17 protein-coding genes and 1 riboswitch are annotated in these 16747 nt (G+C 34.4%); all 17 genes read right to left on the bottom strand.

Features of this window, described 5'->3' with window-relative positions; all coding sequences use genetic code 11:
• Window positions 1-46: 46 nt before the first annotated feature.
• On the bottom strand, window positions 47-2074 hold the full coding sequence (locus tag OLM56_RS11985; protein WP_264527120.1) for a hypothetical protein: 2028 nt from the start codon (window positions 2072-2074) through the stop codon (window positions 47-49).
• A 128-nt stretch (window positions 2075-2202) separates the two neighbouring features.
• Window positions 2203-2949: a 3-oxoacyl-[acyl-carrier-protein] reductase gene (gene fabG / locus OLM56_RS11980; RefSeq protein ID WP_121377002.1), complete on the bottom strand. Its 747-nt coding sequence runs from the start codon at window positions 2947-2949 to the stop codon at window positions 2203-2205.
• A 74-nt stretch (window positions 2950-3023) separates the two neighbouring features.
• The gene (locus OLM56_RS11975; RefSeq protein WP_319800563.1) at window positions 3024-4343 is read right to left on the bottom strand and encodes a Na+/H+ antiporter NhaC family protein; all 1320 of its coding nucleotides are present in this window, start codon (window positions 4341-4343) and stop codon (window positions 3024-3026) included.
• Between the two features lie 59 nt (window positions 4344-4402).
• Window positions 4403-4499, bottom strand: a riboswitch (SAM-I-IV-variant riboswitch).
• 152 nt (window positions 4500-4651) lie between these two features.
• On the bottom strand, window positions 4652-5662 hold the full coding sequence (locus OLM56_RS11970; protein WP_264527118.1) for a TerC/Alx family metal homeostasis membrane protein: 1011 nt from the start codon (window positions 5660-5662) through the stop codon (window positions 4652-4654).
• Window positions 5663-5694: 32 nt separating this feature from the next.
• Entirely contained in the window at window positions 5695-7209 is a 1515-nt protein-coding gene (locus OLM56_RS11965; protein ID WP_264527117.1) for a helix-hairpin-helix domain-containing protein, read from the bottom strand.
• A 9-nt stretch (window positions 7210-7218) separates the two neighbouring features.
• Window positions 7219-8610 (bottom strand): PP2C family serine/threonine-protein phosphatase, encoded by a 1392-nt coding sequence (locus tag OLM56_RS11960; RefSeq protein ID WP_264527116.1) that lies wholly within the window; start codon window positions 8608-8610, stop codon window positions 7219-7221.
• Entirely contained in the window at window positions 8610-9662 is a 1053-nt protein-coding gene (locus tag OLM56_RS11955) for a TerY-C metal binding domain-containing protein (RefSeq protein ID WP_264527115.1), read from the bottom strand. The genes OLM56_RS11960 and OLM56_RS11955 overlap by 1 nt, the downstream gene beginning before the upstream one ends.
• Window positions 9662-10297: a vWA domain-containing protein gene (locus OLM56_RS11950; RefSeq protein ID WP_182494473.1), complete on the bottom strand. Its 636-nt coding sequence runs from the start codon at window positions 10295-10297 to the stop codon at window positions 9662-9664. Before OLM56_RS11950 ends, OLM56_RS11955 begins: the two co-directional genes overlap by 1 nt.
• A complete protein-coding gene (locus OLM56_RS11945; protein ID WP_264527114.1) occupies window positions 10298-10702 on the bottom strand; it encodes a hypothetical protein in 405 nt (134 codons plus the stop codon).
• Between the two features lie 6 nt (window positions 10703-10708).
• Window positions 10709-11368, bottom strand: coding sequence for a TerD family protein (locus OLM56_RS11940; protein ID WP_182494475.1), 660 nt, complete (start codon window positions 11366-11368; stop codon window positions 10709-10711).
• Between the two features lie 30 nt (window positions 11369-11398).
• Entirely contained in the window at window positions 11399-11950 is a 552-nt protein-coding gene (locus OLM56_RS11935) for a TerD family protein (protein WP_264527113.1), read from the bottom strand.
• On the bottom strand, window positions 11950-12927 hold the full coding sequence (locus tag OLM56_RS11930; protein ID WP_264527112.1) for a hypothetical protein: 978 nt from the start codon (window positions 12925-12927) through the stop codon (window positions 11950-11952). Before OLM56_RS11930 ends, OLM56_RS11935 begins: the two co-directional genes overlap by 1 nt.
• A 12-nt stretch (window positions 12928-12939) precedes the next feature.
• Window positions 12940-14028, bottom strand: coding sequence for a toxic anion resistance protein (locus OLM56_RS11925; protein WP_264527111.1), 1089 nt, complete (start codon window positions 14026-14028; stop codon window positions 12940-12942).
• A gap of 11 nt (window positions 14029-14039) precedes the next feature.
• Window positions 14040-14651, bottom strand: coding sequence for a TerD family protein (locus tag OLM56_RS11920; RefSeq protein ID WP_182494479.1), 612 nt, complete (start codon window positions 14649-14651; stop codon window positions 14040-14042).
• Between the two features lie 5 nt (window positions 14652-14656).
• Window positions 14657-15211 (bottom strand): TerD family protein, encoded by a 555-nt coding sequence (locus OLM56_RS11915; protein ID WP_264527110.1) that lies wholly within the window; start codon window positions 15209-15211, stop codon window positions 14657-14659.
• Entirely contained in the window at window positions 15180-16025 is an 846-nt protein-coding gene (locus tag OLM56_RS11910; protein ID WP_182494481.1) for a phosphoribosyltransferase family protein, read from the bottom strand. Before OLM56_RS11910 ends, OLM56_RS11915 begins: the two co-directional genes overlap by 32 nt.
• 9 nt (window positions 16026-16034) lie before the next feature.
• Window positions 16035-16697, bottom strand: coding sequence for an HAD family hydrolase (locus OLM56_RS11905; protein WP_264527109.1), 663 nt, complete (start codon window positions 16695-16697; stop codon window positions 16035-16037).
• Between the last annotated feature and the right edge of the window lie 50 nt (window positions 16698-16747).

Here is a 16747-nt window from a genome sequence, read left to right as displayed (position 1 = left end):
AACATATGAAATTGAGAAGATTTTGTAATAATTAAAGAGTAAATTATTACAGTAGTCCGTGGTATTTCCTGATAAACCATTCAGCAGCTAAAGTAATTGCTATAAAAATCAGTAGCCATATCCAATCCACTAAAGGTGTTTTTTTGACAATTGCCTTTTGCACAGCTTTGTAATCTTCGTTTTGGACTAGCGATTTTATGAGCTCATCAACTTGATTGGGATGAAACACTTTGCCCTGTGTCTGCGAAGCTAATTGTGTCAGCTTGCTCAAGTCGGGATTTACGAATTGCTTCTCAATATCAAAATCAAGAACTTCAAAGAAGCCATTATAAGTATTTTTTGACTTGGCCTCTACAACTTTAAAGCTATACTCTCCTTCAGATAGCCCGTCGAGATTGACTTTATAGGAATTATTACTTTTAAGTAGGTCGTAATTCTTCGTCTGTTTTGTTTTTTTATTCGTAAGCGAAATTGTCAGTCTTGCGTTTTCATCAAACTCATAGTTTTTGTTGAAATATTGTGCGGTAATTTCAATTGCTTCGCCAGAATTATAAAAGCTTTCATGGTTGACAACAAGTGATTTTCTCGCATTGCTAGATGCTAAAAATTGAATTGTCTTGTCGATAAACACATCAAATTTTTCATACGATTGGTTGTCGATATGACTCTGCAGTCTCCATTTCCAGATATTTTCTCCAAAAAGAAAAGCATTTCTCTTTCCTTGATTTTCAGAATAAGCCAGCAAAGGCATATTGGTATTGACATTTCGGATTCGCGAAGAAAGCAATACATCTATATTTCCTTTTACCGTTAGATTACCGAAAGCATTTTGCAGCGGAGGAAGATTTTCAAAACCGATATTATCAATCGCAAATAGATTAAACTGAGAACTAAAATCTGATAAATAATCTTCTTTTTGATTACTCATCTTGAACTGTATTATATCTTGTTGCTGGTTTAGAAAATTGAAATCGGTATTGGTTCCGGTAACAATCCAAGTATTCAGATTGGCTGTTTTATTAGCTTCAAAAACAGATTTAAATTCTCCGGTAGGCTGGTATAAAATCAAAACATTATAATCTTGTAATGAATTGATTTTATTCGGATTGACTATAGTTACCTTACGTTGAAGATTAGTTTCTATGGCTCTTTTTAACGCACCAATATCTGGGTGATTAATTGTGGAAACGATTGCAACTTCTGACTTTTGGTCAATGACTTCTACTGCAAAATTCTTGATATTATTATACGTGTTTTTTTCAGCTTCTTTAGAAGTCAGAGAAGCTTTAAAAACTTGTACCCCTACTTTATCGGCCGGAAGTAAAAGATTGAGCACGGTTGCTTTTTTAGAAGAAGAAAAAGAAACGCTTTGCTTGCTCAGGACAGAATTTCCTTGAGATATACTAAAATCAGCAGCAATATTTTTGTTTCCAGAATATTGAAGAAATACTTCTACTGGGAATTTATTTTTGTGAAACGCATATTTATTGACATTCAGCTGATTGATTTTTAAATCTAAAAAAGTAGTCGTATCTCCAAGAACTACTGGGAATACTTTGTTGTTAGGATTGAAGCTGAAAACATAATCGTTACCCGTGGTTTGGTTTCCGTCTGTTAAGATTATGGTTGGAAAAGCAGTGTTTTTGTTGATGCTTTTGAGATTCTTTGCAACTTCATCCAGATTGGTCTGCGTACCTTTAAAACTGAAATTATCTGAAAGCTCAAATTCGTTAGAAAATTGATACGACTGGACTTCGAATTTATCTTGTAGCTCCTTACTTGAAATTAGCTTTTTGTAAACTTCCAAGGCAGTTTCGTTGGCTTTTAGCTCTGCAATAGAACTTGAATTATCGACAACAATTGGCAAAGGTGTTTTTGCTATCTCAAAAGTATTGGTTGTAATTTTTGGATTTATCAGAAGTAATAAAATTCCGAAGATGGAAAAGAAGCGCAAAAAAGCCAACAACATATTTGTTCTTGATTTATTTTTGGCTCTGAAATAGTATTGAAAAAACGACAGACCTCCTGCTATTAGTACTGAAAGTAAGATTAATAGGATTGTGTTTGTTGTCATTTTTTAGATTACAAGGTTTAGAAAAATTGAGATGCTCTATTTTGAAATTAACGAGGAGACATCCCTTAAAAAAATTAGGAATTACGCATATCAAAATTCGTAATTCCTAATTTAAAATTTATAATTGACTATGTCAGCATTCCTCCGTCAACGTTCATCACTTGTCCTGTCACATACGCACTCATGTCAGAAGCTAAGAAAAGGCAAGCATTTGCAACGTCTTCAGTTGTTCCGCCACGTTTCAACGGAATAGCATCTCTCCATCCTTGAACAACATCTTCATTCAGTTTTCCTGTCATTTCTGTTTCAATGAATCCTGGTGCGATAGCATTGCAACGGATATTTCTGGAACCAAGCTCTAAAGCAACTGATTTCGTAAATCCGATAACTCCAGCTTTTGATGCCGCATAGTTAGTTTGTCCAGCATTTCCTTTTACTCCAACAACAGAACTCATGTTTATGATGGAACCAGCACGGTTTTTTAGCATTGTTTTTTGAACTGCTTTCGTCATGTTGAAAACAGATTTCAGGTTTACTTCGATTACTTTGTCGAAATCTTCTTCAGAAATACGCATCAAAAGGTTGTCTTTTGTAATTCCGGCATTGTTGATCAAGATATCGATGTTTCCAAAAGTTGCGATAACATCGTCAACTAATTTTTGCGCTTCGTTGAAATCAGCCGCATTTGACTGGTAGCCTTTTGCTTTCACGCCAAGTGCAATCAATTCGTCTTCAAGAACTTTTGCAGCTTCTGCAGATGAACTGTATGTAAATGCTACGTTTGCTCCGTGTTTTGCAAAAACTTCGGCAATTCCTCTACCAATTCCTCGGCTAGCGCCTGTAATAATCGCTGTTTTTCCTTCTAATAATTTCATTCTATTTTAATTTAGTTTGCTCTTGTTAGGTTGACAAATATAAGAATTCAATTGCAATGACGTAAGGTATCTCTTTAAACTTTCAGGAATTTATTAATCCTTTTATCCCAAGCGGTGCTATAAATTGCGATTATCGTAAATAGCAGCAAAATGTAAATGTACCATGCATTTGAAATTAGTTCGATTACATTTAATTTTCCTTTTGCAAAGTTTAAAATAAGCAAGACTTGTGCTCCATAGGGAAGGATTCCTTGAACAATACAACAGAAAATATCTAGGATTGCGGCGGTTTTTTTTGGACTTAATTCATATTCGTCATTGATTTCTTTAGCAACAGCTCCTGTAATTACTATAGAAACGGTGTTGTTTGCTATAGCTAAATTAGTAATGCTAACTAAAGCTCCGATTCCCATTTGGGCTGATTTCTTGCTTTTAATCTTAGATTTGATTTTTCGTAATACGTAATCGATACCGCCCGCTTTTTCGACCAGAGCCGCAAGACCTCCTGTTAGCATTGACAAGAGAAAAATGTCTGTCATACTGAGAAAACCTTCGTAGATTTTTTGCGTAAAGCCCAAAAGAGTAAAATCGTTTCCTTCAAAACCTATAACTCCAGCAACTAAAATTCCAATCAACAATGTCACAAAGACGTTTACTCCTGTGACTGCAAGAACAATCACAAGAATGTAAGGCAGAATGGCAATCAATTCGTAGTTTTCTTTTTGCATAGCAACTGAATTTACCTCAGTATTCAATCCCAAATAAAACAGCAAAGCAATAGTGATGATTGAAGCGGGTAAAGCAATAAAGAGATTGACTTTAAACTTGTCTCGCATTTCACATCCCAACGATTGCGTTGCGGCAATTGTAGTATCGGAAATTATAGAAAGATTATCGCCAAGCATAGAACCTCCTAATAAGGAACCAGCAATTAAAGGCATGGAAGCTCCGCTTTTGTCGGCCAAACTAATGGCGATTGGCCCCAAAGCTACAATAGAACCAACTGAAGTTCCAGTTGCTGTAGATAAAAAAGATGCAATTAAGAAAATCCCTAAAGGGAAATACTCTATATCAATATTATTGATACCCAAATTCACAACTGCATCTACAGCTCCCATAGCTTGCGTGACTGTCGCAAAGGCACCAGACAAAAGATAAATAAGACACATTGTAATGATTTGGCTATTGCCACAACCCTGAATTAAAGTATCTATTTTTTGTTCTGTGGAATGTTTGAAAATTATAAATGCAACAATAATTCCAAGTGTGACAGCCACTGGCGAAGGCAAAGCATAAAAATCATTTAGGACAATTCCTGCTCCGAGAAAAGTAAAAATAAATACAAAAAAAGGCAATAAGGCAAAAGCAGAACCTTGAATTTTGATATGTTTCATCATCGATAGCTTAAAAATTAATAAAGCTCACGACGAAAAGCAAACCGAAAAGAAAGTATGATGACAACATTTTTTCCAAAGGATTTGGCTTATCGTTTTAGCACCTTGCTTGTTGTTGCAGGTTGCTATCTCTTTATGAGATTCGTGATAACGGAGGCAAAGATAGAATTTATTCTAAATTATTTTTATTCAATAAGGCATTTTTATGAATATTTGATAAGAAACAAATTAAAAATGAGACTCTTGTAAAAATAAAGAAGCTCTACTGATAATTCAGCAGAGCTCTTTTTATTTTGTGTTGAAATAATCTATTCTACGCTTTTAGCTTCTTCTTTTTCAGGAAACATAATTGACAATAGCACTGAAAGAACCAAAATTCCTCCAATTACGATCAACGAGTAAATCGAATCAATATGGTAGAAAGGTGCGATTATCATTTTTATACCAATGAAAGAAAGGATAATTGCCAAACCGTATTTCAATTTGCTGAACAAATGGATAAAATTGTCAAGCAAGAAAAACAAGGCTCTTAATCCTAAAATGGCGAAAATATTAGACGTATAAAGAATAAAAGGATCATTTGAAATGGCAAAAATTGCAGGGATTGAATCTACTGCAAAAAGTAAATCTGTAAACTCAATTACTGCAACCACAACTAATAAAGGAGTTGCTAATTTCTTTCCGTTTTCGATAGTAAAGAATTTATCTCCGTCATAATTATCACTTACTTTAAAGAACTTTCTAATCAATCTTGCTCCTCTTGTATTATTATAGTCTTCATCATCGTCATCGTCGCCAGCAGACCATGATTTGATTCCTGCATACACCAAGAACAATCCAAATAAAGTCATGATGATATTGATATCATATTTGAAACCTTCGATTCCCATTAATCCTAAAAGCTTGTTCAAATAGGTCAATTCAATTAGGAAAGCTCCAGAAAAGATAAATATCGCTCTTAAAACCAAAGCTCCGATAATACCCCAAAACAATACTTTATGCTTGTTTGAATTGGCTACATCAAAGAATTTGAATACTAGAATGAATACGAAAAGGTTGTCTACAGAAAGGGCTTTTTCAATCCAATAGGCAGATTGGAACTCGTAGAACTTTGTCGGTCCGATAAAATAATAGATAAATCCACTGAAAATCATTGACAAACTGATCCAAACAATTGACCAAGTTATGGCTTCCTTATTAGAAACAACATGGCTCTTTTTATTGAAAATCCCCAAATCCAAAAGCAACATGATGATGATTACAACTGCAAATGTTGCAATTAACCCCGGGTGATTGATTAAAGTATCTACTTTATCCATTAGTTATAAAAATTAAAATTGATTACTGATTATTATTTTTGATTCGTAATTGTAAATAAAGCTACTCTTCCTCCTTCTTCGGCAGAAAGCAGTAATTTTTTTCCGTTTGTAATTTCAGTCCTGCCATTTATTGGAACCTCATTTCCTTCTGTTAGGTCTTTAACTGACTTGCCATTTTGGTTGACAAAGAACCATTTATTTTCTTCAAATACAAAATTTCCAACAGGTATTTTTTCAGTATCTGTAAGCCTTTCATTATTAATGCTATTCCTATTTGCATGCCATGAATTCAGCTGTTGATTTTCATAAACCATCAGTCTATGATTTTCCGGTTTCCAAACAGAAGGCTGGAATTGGTAATAGAAATCAGCCATTGGAAGTGACTTTTGATAATAAGTTCCACAAAATGGACATTTAGGTTCCGGAGTATTGTCAAAAACATACTGTTGTTGATCACAACTTCTGCTGCTGCATGGAATCGTCAAATCTATCGTTTTCAATAATGCCTGTTCCCAAACTTCAGATACAGGACGCGACATTGGATTGTGAAGTCCGGAAATAAATGCTTCTTCAAAGAGTTTTTTTAAGTACGGTCCTGTAATCGAATACGGCAATTTTGAAACATCAGCCCAAGGCAAATCCCATTTAGAAACTTGATTTAGTTTTGGACGATTGGAATTATCTTCCGGATGCTCAATAAACAATGCTTTTTCTCCCATAGAAAGCAAATCGTCAATTTCTGTTTCCAGATTATGAACCTTCCCTCCTTTTAACGGATGTCTGTGAAGCAAAAACATATAAATCAGAACTGGTAAAGCATGTAAATCCGTCAGCCGGTTTGGCAATTTCCGATTGGCATCGTTTTTATTTAAATGCTTCGTAGCCAAAACTTCGGGAGCGATAAACTCTGCAGTTCCAATAACATCTGCTGGATAAAGCCCCGGAACAACCAAACCGTCCAAGTCAATGATTACGGCAGATTTCTCAATTGGATCAACCAGCACGTTATTATAGGACAAATCGGAATGTGCCAGACCCATCGCATGCATTTTTTTTACGCCTCTGGAAATATTTACGCAAATCTGTAGGTAATCGGCCCAATTTCCTAGTTCTGATTTCGCCAAACGTAGTGGAAACATCGTATTCCTGAATTTTGCTCCTGCAAACCATTTCCCATTTTTTTCTTTTCCTTGTATCAAATCTACCGACTCCTGACCTTTTTGGAAAAAGAATTTCTGATTGTATGCAGGAACAATTATTCCTGTCAATCCGTTGTATTCGATAATATCTTCTGGCCAGCGAAAAACTTCATTCAAGAAGAAATCGGAGGCATCTTTATTTTTAATTTGCGGGAGGTAATAATTTGTAATCTTTTCAAGCCGCTGTTTTTGGCTTTCGTCTAATTTATCTCTATAAATTGCGACCACATATTTTCGGTCAGGACTGAAATAAACATCTTTCAAGCCACCTTTCATGGGCTCCCCGTTGTCAACAAACTGATAGGATTTATAGCGGTCATTTACCGACCAAACTGTTACTGTTTTCATCGGAATATATTAATAAATGATGGCTAAAGTTCTGTCGTCATGGTTTCCTGGACTCCAAAAATCCATCCATTCCGAAAGCTCTGCGGCTGTTTTTTGGTTTCTATTTTGAAAATTCACAGTAAATTGATCTTCATTCTTGCCTTTTAAATCTTTTATAAATGAATTCCACTTTTCGATTTTCTTAAGATTGGCTTCTACTTCAAACTTTGGATCGTAGATTCCATCTGTCATTAAAAAGAAATAAGAGAAATCCTCTACAATCACAGCGTTAAATCGAGATTCGAAATTTTTATCTTCAAAAATCTCGGGCATGGTTATAAAACGTGTTCCGCCGCCAAATTCTCCAACATCAACTTTGTTCATCAATTCAACCGAAGTTTGGTCTTTACTGACAACACCGATTGGGCAATCGCCAACTCCAAAAGTCAGGATTGCATATCCGAAATCAAACTTTTTAAGCAGTGTAAAAATTAATGTCGCATGAAAATCTTTACTCGATACTTCTATTTTATTGGCTGCATCCTGAATTTGTTGATTCGCAAATCTTGAAGCATTTAGCAGTTGTATTTTTGCCTCACGTAAAGAGTTTTCCGTATTCTCTCGATAATTCAAAACCTCTTGGTCAAAAACTGAAGCTGTATTTTCATCAAAATACTTTTGGAAAAAAGTCACGACTGCATTACAGGCAATTTCAGCTCCTTTTCTTCCTAGAACTGCAGAACCGGCACCATCAGAAACAGCAATCAAGCTCCAATTATTTTCTGGAAAGTGTTTGATTGCATAATCATCATCGCGGAAACTTCCTTTATTAGCATGCGAACGTCCTCTTTTTGAAGCGACTACAACCGATTTTTCTTCTAGTGAATAGAATTCAGAAACATCATCTTTTTTCCAATAAACATCTTCTGTGTTTGAAGGAATGCTTTTCCAAAGTGATTTTGGATCTGGATTAAAAATTATAGAAAGTGTTTTTTGATAAAACTCATTTGTATCATCTTCATTGATTTTATAGAAAAGATTGAATTTTAAATTGCCGCTTTCTAAAGGAATTCCAGAAATATATTTTTTATCAGGATTGTATGCAAGACCAAAGATTTCAAGTCCGTCGATTGAAATTGAATTCAAATCTGAAAGGTCAAGAAGATCAAAATCTAAAGGCGCAAGGTATTCTTTTCCTACAGTTCCGTTTGGAAATAGTATCTGTTGATTCTGGATATCTAGCTTTCTGTTGATCAATTCCCAATCTTTTGCCATCTGTTTCTGTAGTTCCTGAATTAATTTGACTTTACTTATGTTTTCTTCTTTTGAAACAAATTCTTGGAAAGCTTGCTCGTTTTTTGGAGAAATATTGATTTCTTTTAAAACTAAAAGCTGTTGGATGTATTTTTTGGTATTTGTCATTAGCCTTGTGTCCTATTGACATCAAAACTGCCGCCGCCTACTCCATATTCTCCAACATTGCCACACCATGGGCATGTATTTTTAGCCTCAAATCCGATGCAATGAATTTTTTCGCAACTGCAAACTGCCAATCCATATTGATTGCCGCAACAAGGACAAGCTGGAGCTCCAAGAAGTTCCTCACTGTTCACATGGTTTTTGTTTTGAGAATCGTCTGCTAAATCAAAATAAGAGCTATCAACCTGAAATGCTCCCACCAGATTATAAGATTTTGAAGTCAGGTCAACTCCTGCATAAATCGAAGACGAAAAAGTCCTTCGGTATTTAATCAGATAAGGACGCTTTGTATTTTGGCATTTCGCCGCTAAAACAGCATAATTATCATCAACTGCGGGCTTTGGAGGTTCGTTTTTAGTCAAGTCAATTTTAGAAATCGTATCGCCGTCAATTTTAGCCAATTCAAAGCCATTGGAATTGTTTTCAACACTAACGCTGCTTGTCTTGATTGAATCGGTAACCCATTTGAAGAATTCTTTATAGGATTGTGCCGTCGTATTTTTGAAATGTAAAACAGTATCGGTCAATTCAGAAAGAATTGCAGTATCTGCTTCATCTCCAAAGGAAATGGCTACCATATTAGCCGTTCTTTGCCAATTCTGTTTCCATTCTGAAATAGCTGTTTTGCTATCATCAGTTGGAACGCCATCAGTAAAAAGAAAGACAATCGGTTTCCAATCGCCTTTTTGCTCATAGGTAGTTTTTACTATATTTTTTCGAAGTTCGTGCATCAAATGTCCTAAGCCTTTGCTTAAAGAAGTACCGCTTCCAATTGGAAATCTTGGCGGATAAAAACTTACCAATTCCTGCAAAGGAACTAGTGTTTTAGGCTGTCCAGCAAAAACAATTATGGAAACCCAAACTGTTTCTAACGCATACGGATCTGTTTTTAACGATTGAATAATAGTGGAAAGTCCTTCTTCAACTTGCTGAATCGGCTCGCCAACCATAGATTCTGAAACATCTATTAAAAAATATATTGGAAGTCTTCTCATTATATCACAATTGTTATTTCGTCTGGTGGCGGTGGCAATGAAATGCTCTCACCTGTTCCCTGACTTTTATTTCCTTGCTCGATAGTTTCTGAAACCCATTTAAAAAAAGTTTTCAAAGTCTGGCTGTCAGCCGCATCAAGATGAACCACGTTATCAGTCAATTCTTTAAGCATCATATCATTAGCCAAATGCCCAGCAGCACAGCCAACAACGGCTCCAAAATTTAATGCTTTTATTTCGGGAACTTTTTCTCTATACAATTGAATGTCTGAAGGTTTGCCGTCAGTAATTAAAAACAATAATGGTTTCCAATCTCCTTTTTGGGTTTCGGAACCTTTAATTACATCTTGATTTACTTTCTGGATTACAAAATCCAAACCGGCTCCAGTGTTTGTCGGGCCGCTTTGTGGGCATGTAATTTCGGGAAGCTGAAAAGTAACCAATTCTGTCAAAGGCACAATTTCTCTAACTTCTCTATCGAAAGTTATGATGCTAATCCATAGAGAATCTAAGGCTTGAGGATCTGAACGTAATGTACTAATCATTCCGCTCAAAGCATTATTCAACGCTTGAATGGGTTCTCCATACATCGACCCAGAAGTGTCCAATAAAAAATATACTGGCAGCCTTCTCATTTATCTTGGAATGTTATAGGTTGGATTTTCGTCACTTTGATTTGCAGAATACAATCCATTTATATTGTAAGTCGAAGTGTCTGCATCAGGATCGTTTTGAATTAAATCACTCAATACTTCATGCGTAACATCCTTTCCTCCAGATAATTGATGATACATTGAGCCAATCGTATAAATTGGTCCCCAAGGAATTCCCCACCAGCCTAACAAAGCATTCACGCCAACATGTTTATAGGAATATTTAAATTTTCCTTCATAAGGCCTGATAAAATAAATGGAAGATGCTCTTCTTACGGTACCTAAAACAAAAGAAACTGTATATGGAAAATATACAAATTCTGCTCCTTGGTTTACAAGCTCTTTTATTTGAGCTACGCTTAAACCTTCGATGTTTTTGATTTGCATCTTAGACTACAGGTAAGATTTTACAATTTTATGGATCGTCTGTCCTAAGAAAGTATCTTCTGTTGGATCTCCAATAGCGCTAAATTTCCATTCACCGTTTCTCTTGTATAATTTCGCCATGATGATGGACTGTTTTCCTGTATATTGCGGTTCTGCAGAAACGTTATAGGAAGCAAAAACTGAGTTTACTCTTGTTGGAGTTCCTTCATACATTCTGATTTTTGCATAAGGAATTTGAGAAAAATCTTCTCTTCCAGCGTTATTCAAAAAGAAGAAAATTTGAGAAACATTAGAATTGATTCTAGAAAGGTCAACAGTAATAATTTCATTATCAATACCGTCATCTCCTCCTTTATCTCCTTCTAAATCATCTCCTGTATGTTTCATAGCATTATCTGAAGTAAGTAGTTTTCCTTTTGGAAGACCAAATTGCTGTAATACTTCTACTCTATACAAAGGAGAATATAAATGATCGCAGATGTTATTGTTTTCATCAATTAGAATACAGCTCAAATCAAGATCGATGTTCTGTACGTTTTTTGTCAATCCGAAGAAACCTTTAGTTTCGATTGCACCCCAGTTTACACCGATGCAAAAGTTTGTCAATGTGTCTCCGTTATCTTTTCGAAGATCTATTTTTTGTCCTTTAGTAAGATTAATTGCCATATTTGATTTTGTTTTTGGTTGGTTAAATGGTTAGTTGTATTTGGTTAGGAAATCTTGCAGACCGCCTTTCATTCCTGAACCAACAGCTTCAAATTTCCATTCTCCATTTCTTTTGTAAATTCTTCCGAATTCGACTGCTGTTTCTATAGAAAAATCTTCGTCTAACTCATATTTCACTAATTCAGTATTAGTGTTGTCAATAATTCTAATGAAAGAGTTTCTGATTTGTCCAAAATTTTGTCTTCTTGTATCGGCTTGGTGGATTGTTACCACAAAACAAATTTCTACAGCGTCTGGAGAGATTTTTGACAAATCAACAGTAATCTGCTCATCATCACCATCGCCTGCACCAGTAAGGTTGTCGCCTGTGTGGATTACAGATTCATCAGGAGATTTTGTGTTATTATAGTATACAAAATGATTGTCGCTCAAGATTTTTCCGTTTGCTCCAACAATAAAAACTGAAGCATCCAAATCGAAAGCTTCTCCTGTTGCGCTAGAATTGCTATCCCAACCTAAACCTACTGTAAATTTTGGTGCGTCAATTGCCTGACGTTGTCCTTTTTCTAAATTAATTGCCATTATTTTGAATTAATATTTATGTTTAACATTGCTTTTAAAATATTTGTCTGTTCATCTACATTTTGCAAATCGTTCAAGAACTCGACATCTGAAATTTTTACAGCATAACTTTCTAAAACTTGCTCTACATCTTTTGGTAGTTGTGTTTTTAAGTTTACTTGCTGTTCTTTCAACCTGTTATTTTTCGCCTGCAAATCTTCAATAATCTGGGCTTTCACCGATTTGTTTTTAGATAAATCTATTCCTTTTGTATTGGCATCATTTAAAAAATAAAATGATTTTTCGTTTACATTAAAAATAAATTTATCGTTTGAATCTATAAATTCATACACTTCGGCAATTTCATTTTCATGCTTAATTCCACAAGCAAACTTGATTCGGAATTTGTGAATATTTAATTTGCCTAAAAGCTTTTTTTCAATCTTGACAAGTGAATTTTCATAAATTGGGTCAGATTCATGCAAGCTAATCTGCTCGAATTTTTCTTTGCCAATTTCTCTATAAAATTCAGAAGCTCTTCTTGATGAAAACTCGTTGATTTCATTCCATCGGAAATTTATACTATCGTCAAAAGCAAAGATTTTATACAATTGCTCAATCTTAAGCGAGAGATTTTTCGCGTGGCTGAAAGCTACATCAGAAAAAAATCCAGCTTCAATTTCAGATTTTAATTTTGATATAAAATCGTCGTTGATATAAATTTCATCAGAAAGCAAAAGATAGCTCTGCTCTTTTGATTTTTTCAATTTTTGAAACAAGTCAATGAGACTTTTCGTGTATTGAATATGAAATAAATCTAGCTTGTGTATATCAAGATTTTTATTGTTTTCAAAAAGATTGTGAATGACTTTTGTGCGTATCAAGACCGCAATAAGAACTGGATTATTAAAAAAATTGGATAAAATCTTTAATGTCTGGAGTTTCTTTTTGCTTTCGTTGATTATCTGAATAAATGTTTCATCATCTTCCTGATGCATCTAAATTTCTCCTTAATTTATAACTCCTTTTTTCAATTCTGCTTCTAGGCTTTGAAGTCCTGCATCCAATTGTCTTCTTGTTTCAGCACCTTGCTCGTGAATCTGTTTCACTTCTGTCAAAGTATCAATCAAAGATTTGGTTGTCATTTTCAAAGTTTCAAGCGATACGATTGTATTCTCGTTTTCTTTTGCTACTTCGATGCTGTTTTGTTTCAACATTTCAGCATTTTTCTGCAAGATCGTATTAGTCGTTTCAGACACTCTTCTTTGTACTTCGATATTTTGTTTTTGTCTTTGAAGCGCAACTGCTAACGTCAATTGGTTTTTCCAAACCGGCATTGTGGTTGTCAAAATAGACTGCGCTTTTTCTGCTATCGAAGTATTATTATTTTGAACCACACGAATTTGCGCCAGGGACTGAAGCATAATAAATCGTACGATTTTCATATCCGCCAGACGCTTGTCTAATCTATTGATAAACGTTCTCTTGTCAGAAATTTGGTAATCTTGGTATTGAGCGCTATTGGCTTCCATTACGGCCAGTTCTTCATTTAGTTCCTTAAAACGGATTTGTCCAGCAATAATGTGCTTTTCCATTTCCTTGATAAGGTTCACATTTCCTTCAAACATGGTCTGTAAAGAAGAATTGTCTTTAACCGAATTAATCATCCCTGCTTTTACCTTGTTACTGATTTTTTCTACGTTTACCGTAATTTTATCATACTGCTGGAAAAGTTTCTTTACATCGGTAACTAGTTTCCCTAAAAGGGGAATCTTAGACAAAAATCTTTTCGCTGGACTTTGGTTTAATTGGTCAACGTCAACATAATTCAATTCTGTCAAAAGATCGTTGATTAACGTTCCGACTTCGCCAGAATTATAGGTTCTGACATTCGTCAAAAAAGTATCACTCTGTTTTGAAATTGAATTTTGTATTTCTGCACCAAAATTTAAGATAGAATTCGCATCATTTTCATTCAATTGCGTTGAAAGCGATCTGTAATTGCTTAAATCTGATTCTGTTGCATTAGCCAAATTAACATTCCCGTCCTTGTCAATCAAGGCATTTTGTTCTTGGACAATTAATTGATTATTTTCCATTTCTATTTATTTTATAGATGATTTTGTTGAATCGTTACAACAGTTTCTTCTAATTTTCTGTCTTTTGTTGGAGCGCCAACAGCACTGAATTTCCATTCGCCATTTCTTTTGTAGAAAACACCTAAAACCATAGATACGTTTCCTGCAAAATTTTTGTCGTTTGCGATATCATATTTTGCAAAAACTTCGTTTACGCGAGTTGGAGTTCCTTCATAAATTCGAATTGAAGCAAAAGGAATATCTTTAAAATCTTGACCTCTAAAACTATTGATAAAGAAAGCTACGTGATTTGCAGACGGATTCAATTGAGCTAAATCTAAAGTAATTACTTCGTTGTCCAGACCGTCATCCCCGTTCATATCTCCTGTCAAATCATCACCACTATGCTTGATAGCATTGTCGTTTGATTTTAATTTACGGAAGCTTACAGTGTCGATATTTCTTTTATTTTCGTCATAGACAGCACAACTGGCATCTAAATCTACAGGTTCTTTTGTCACGCCTCCGAAAAATCCTTTTTTCTCGATAGCACCCCAGTTGATACCTACACAAATGTTTTGAAGCTTTGAACCATTACTTTTTTCAAGATTGATTCTCTGTCCTTTTTCTAAATTAATTGCCATTTTTATTAATTGTATTTATTTAAATAATCTTGCAAGCCGCCTTTCATTCCTACTCCAACTGCTTCAAATTTCCACTCGTTGTTTCTTTTGTAGATTCTTCCGAATTCTACAGCTGTTTCAATTGAGAAATCTTCTTCTAGCTCGTATTTAACAAGCTCATTATTGTTTGAAGAATCTAAAATACGAACGAAAGAGTTTCTTACTTGTCCAAAATTTTGTTTTCTAGCATCGGCATCGTGAATTGTTACGACAATACAAATTTCAGTAGCTCTTGCGTCAATTTTAGATAAGTCTACCAAAATTTGCTCATCGTCACCGTCACCGTCACCAGTCAAGTTATCGCCTGTATGCTCTACAGCATCATCTGGCGATTTTAGATTATTATAAAATACGAAGTGCTCGTCTGAAAGAATTTTTTTATTGTCGCCCATAATAAAAACAGAAGCATCCAAATCGAATGCCGCTCCTGTTGATGAAGCATTGGTATCCCAGCCTAATCCAATTGTAAATTTAGGTGCGTTTAACGTTTCACGTTGTCCTTTTTGCAAGTTTATAGCCATAGTCTGCTGTTTTTTTGTTTATTGATTTTAAATTTTCTTTATATTCTTCTATTGTGTGATAATTGTTGCTGACAGCTAGATCAAATAATGTATCTATTCTGTGTTGGGGGATTGATTGCAATAAAAGTATCAAATCATTTATATCCAGTCTTAAAATATATTTTACGATTCTGGTATTGTATTCAAATGAATTTTGGTTTATCAGTGAAATTATCTGGTTTACGTTTTTTACGTAGAAATAATTATAGTGATTTTCAATATTCGGATGAATGTCTTTGTTCAAAAGTTCTGCGAAATAAATGAATACGAAATGCCCATCGACATTATATTCTTTCAAGATTTTCTTTACGATGAATTCGTGGCTTCCGGTAATTTTTATGTCATCCATAAATAGGCATAGTTTTCCGTCAACTATATTCTTATCAATATAATAAGTGTCGTTTGAAATAAGCTTCACTCTTTCGCTATAGTCTAAATTTCCATAATCTGTTACGTAGGTCTGATTTCTATAGATTTTTGATTCCTTGAGTGCTTTTTTATTGTTTTCAAACAAGAAATTGTTCAAGAATATTCTGAAATGAAAGCTCAAGCAATTTGAAGCGGTTGGAATTGAAAGATATGGGCTTGGCAAAATAACAATTTCGTCATGTTGCAATATCAAATCAGAATGTTTTTCGATAAATCCATCGAATAAGGCTTTTGCAAATTTCTTAGCAATAGCATTATCTCCAAATTTAAATTTGCTGTAATCTGTTTCTGAAAACGGACAATTTTCTTTCTCCGTAATTTTATGTAAACTGTAATCTGTATTCATCAATTATCATTAAACGATTAAGTGTGCATGAAAACCAAAGTTTTTTGCACCGTCATAATCTGAATTTCTATTATCTCCTACATGAATAATCTCGCTTTTTGAAATGTCATTGATTTTTACAATTTCATCGTAAGCAATCTGATATATCAATTGGTTTGGTTTTGAAACGCCAGCTTCATCGGAATAAATCTGGAAGGAAAAAAAATCGTCCATTCCATAGTGTTTCATTATTTTTTTTAGTGATTTTCCTTTTATAAATGCTGTATTGCTTAAAATATTCATTGACTTACCTTCCAGTTTTAGATTTTCTAATAATTGAGGCAGTTTTTCATCTAAAAGGATTGGTTTGTGTTGCATCAACAATTCTTCACTTAAATCGTAAAAAGTATTGAATTCTCCAATTTCATACTTATCAAGATTTTCGCCTAAGGCATCTAAAATTAGTAAGTAAATTTCAAGGGTGTCGAAGTTTTTCCCTACTCTTTCATTGATGTAATTTGTAAGAATATCATACTTGCGAATCACAGCATTGACTTCTTCCAAGGGCTTTTCTATTCTAAAAAAGTCTTTGAAAAGGCGGTTTCTTTCCAGCTTAAATTGAGGATTGGATTTGATAAGCGTGAGCCACAAATCAAATGAAATATGTTTATAATTGTAAAGTTTTTGTATCAATTCTTGTGATTTGCTAAAAATCGGCTCCACAAAATGAAGACATATTTTTT

The organism is Flavobacterium sp. N2550 (genome assembly GCF_025947265.1).
GTDB lineage: Bacteria > Bacteroidota > Bacteroidia > Flavobacteriales > Flavobacteriaceae > Flavobacterium > Flavobacterium endophyticum.
The sequence above is the reverse complement of the archived record's forward strand: the minus strand, read 5'-3'. Positions and strand labels throughout refer to the sequence as shown.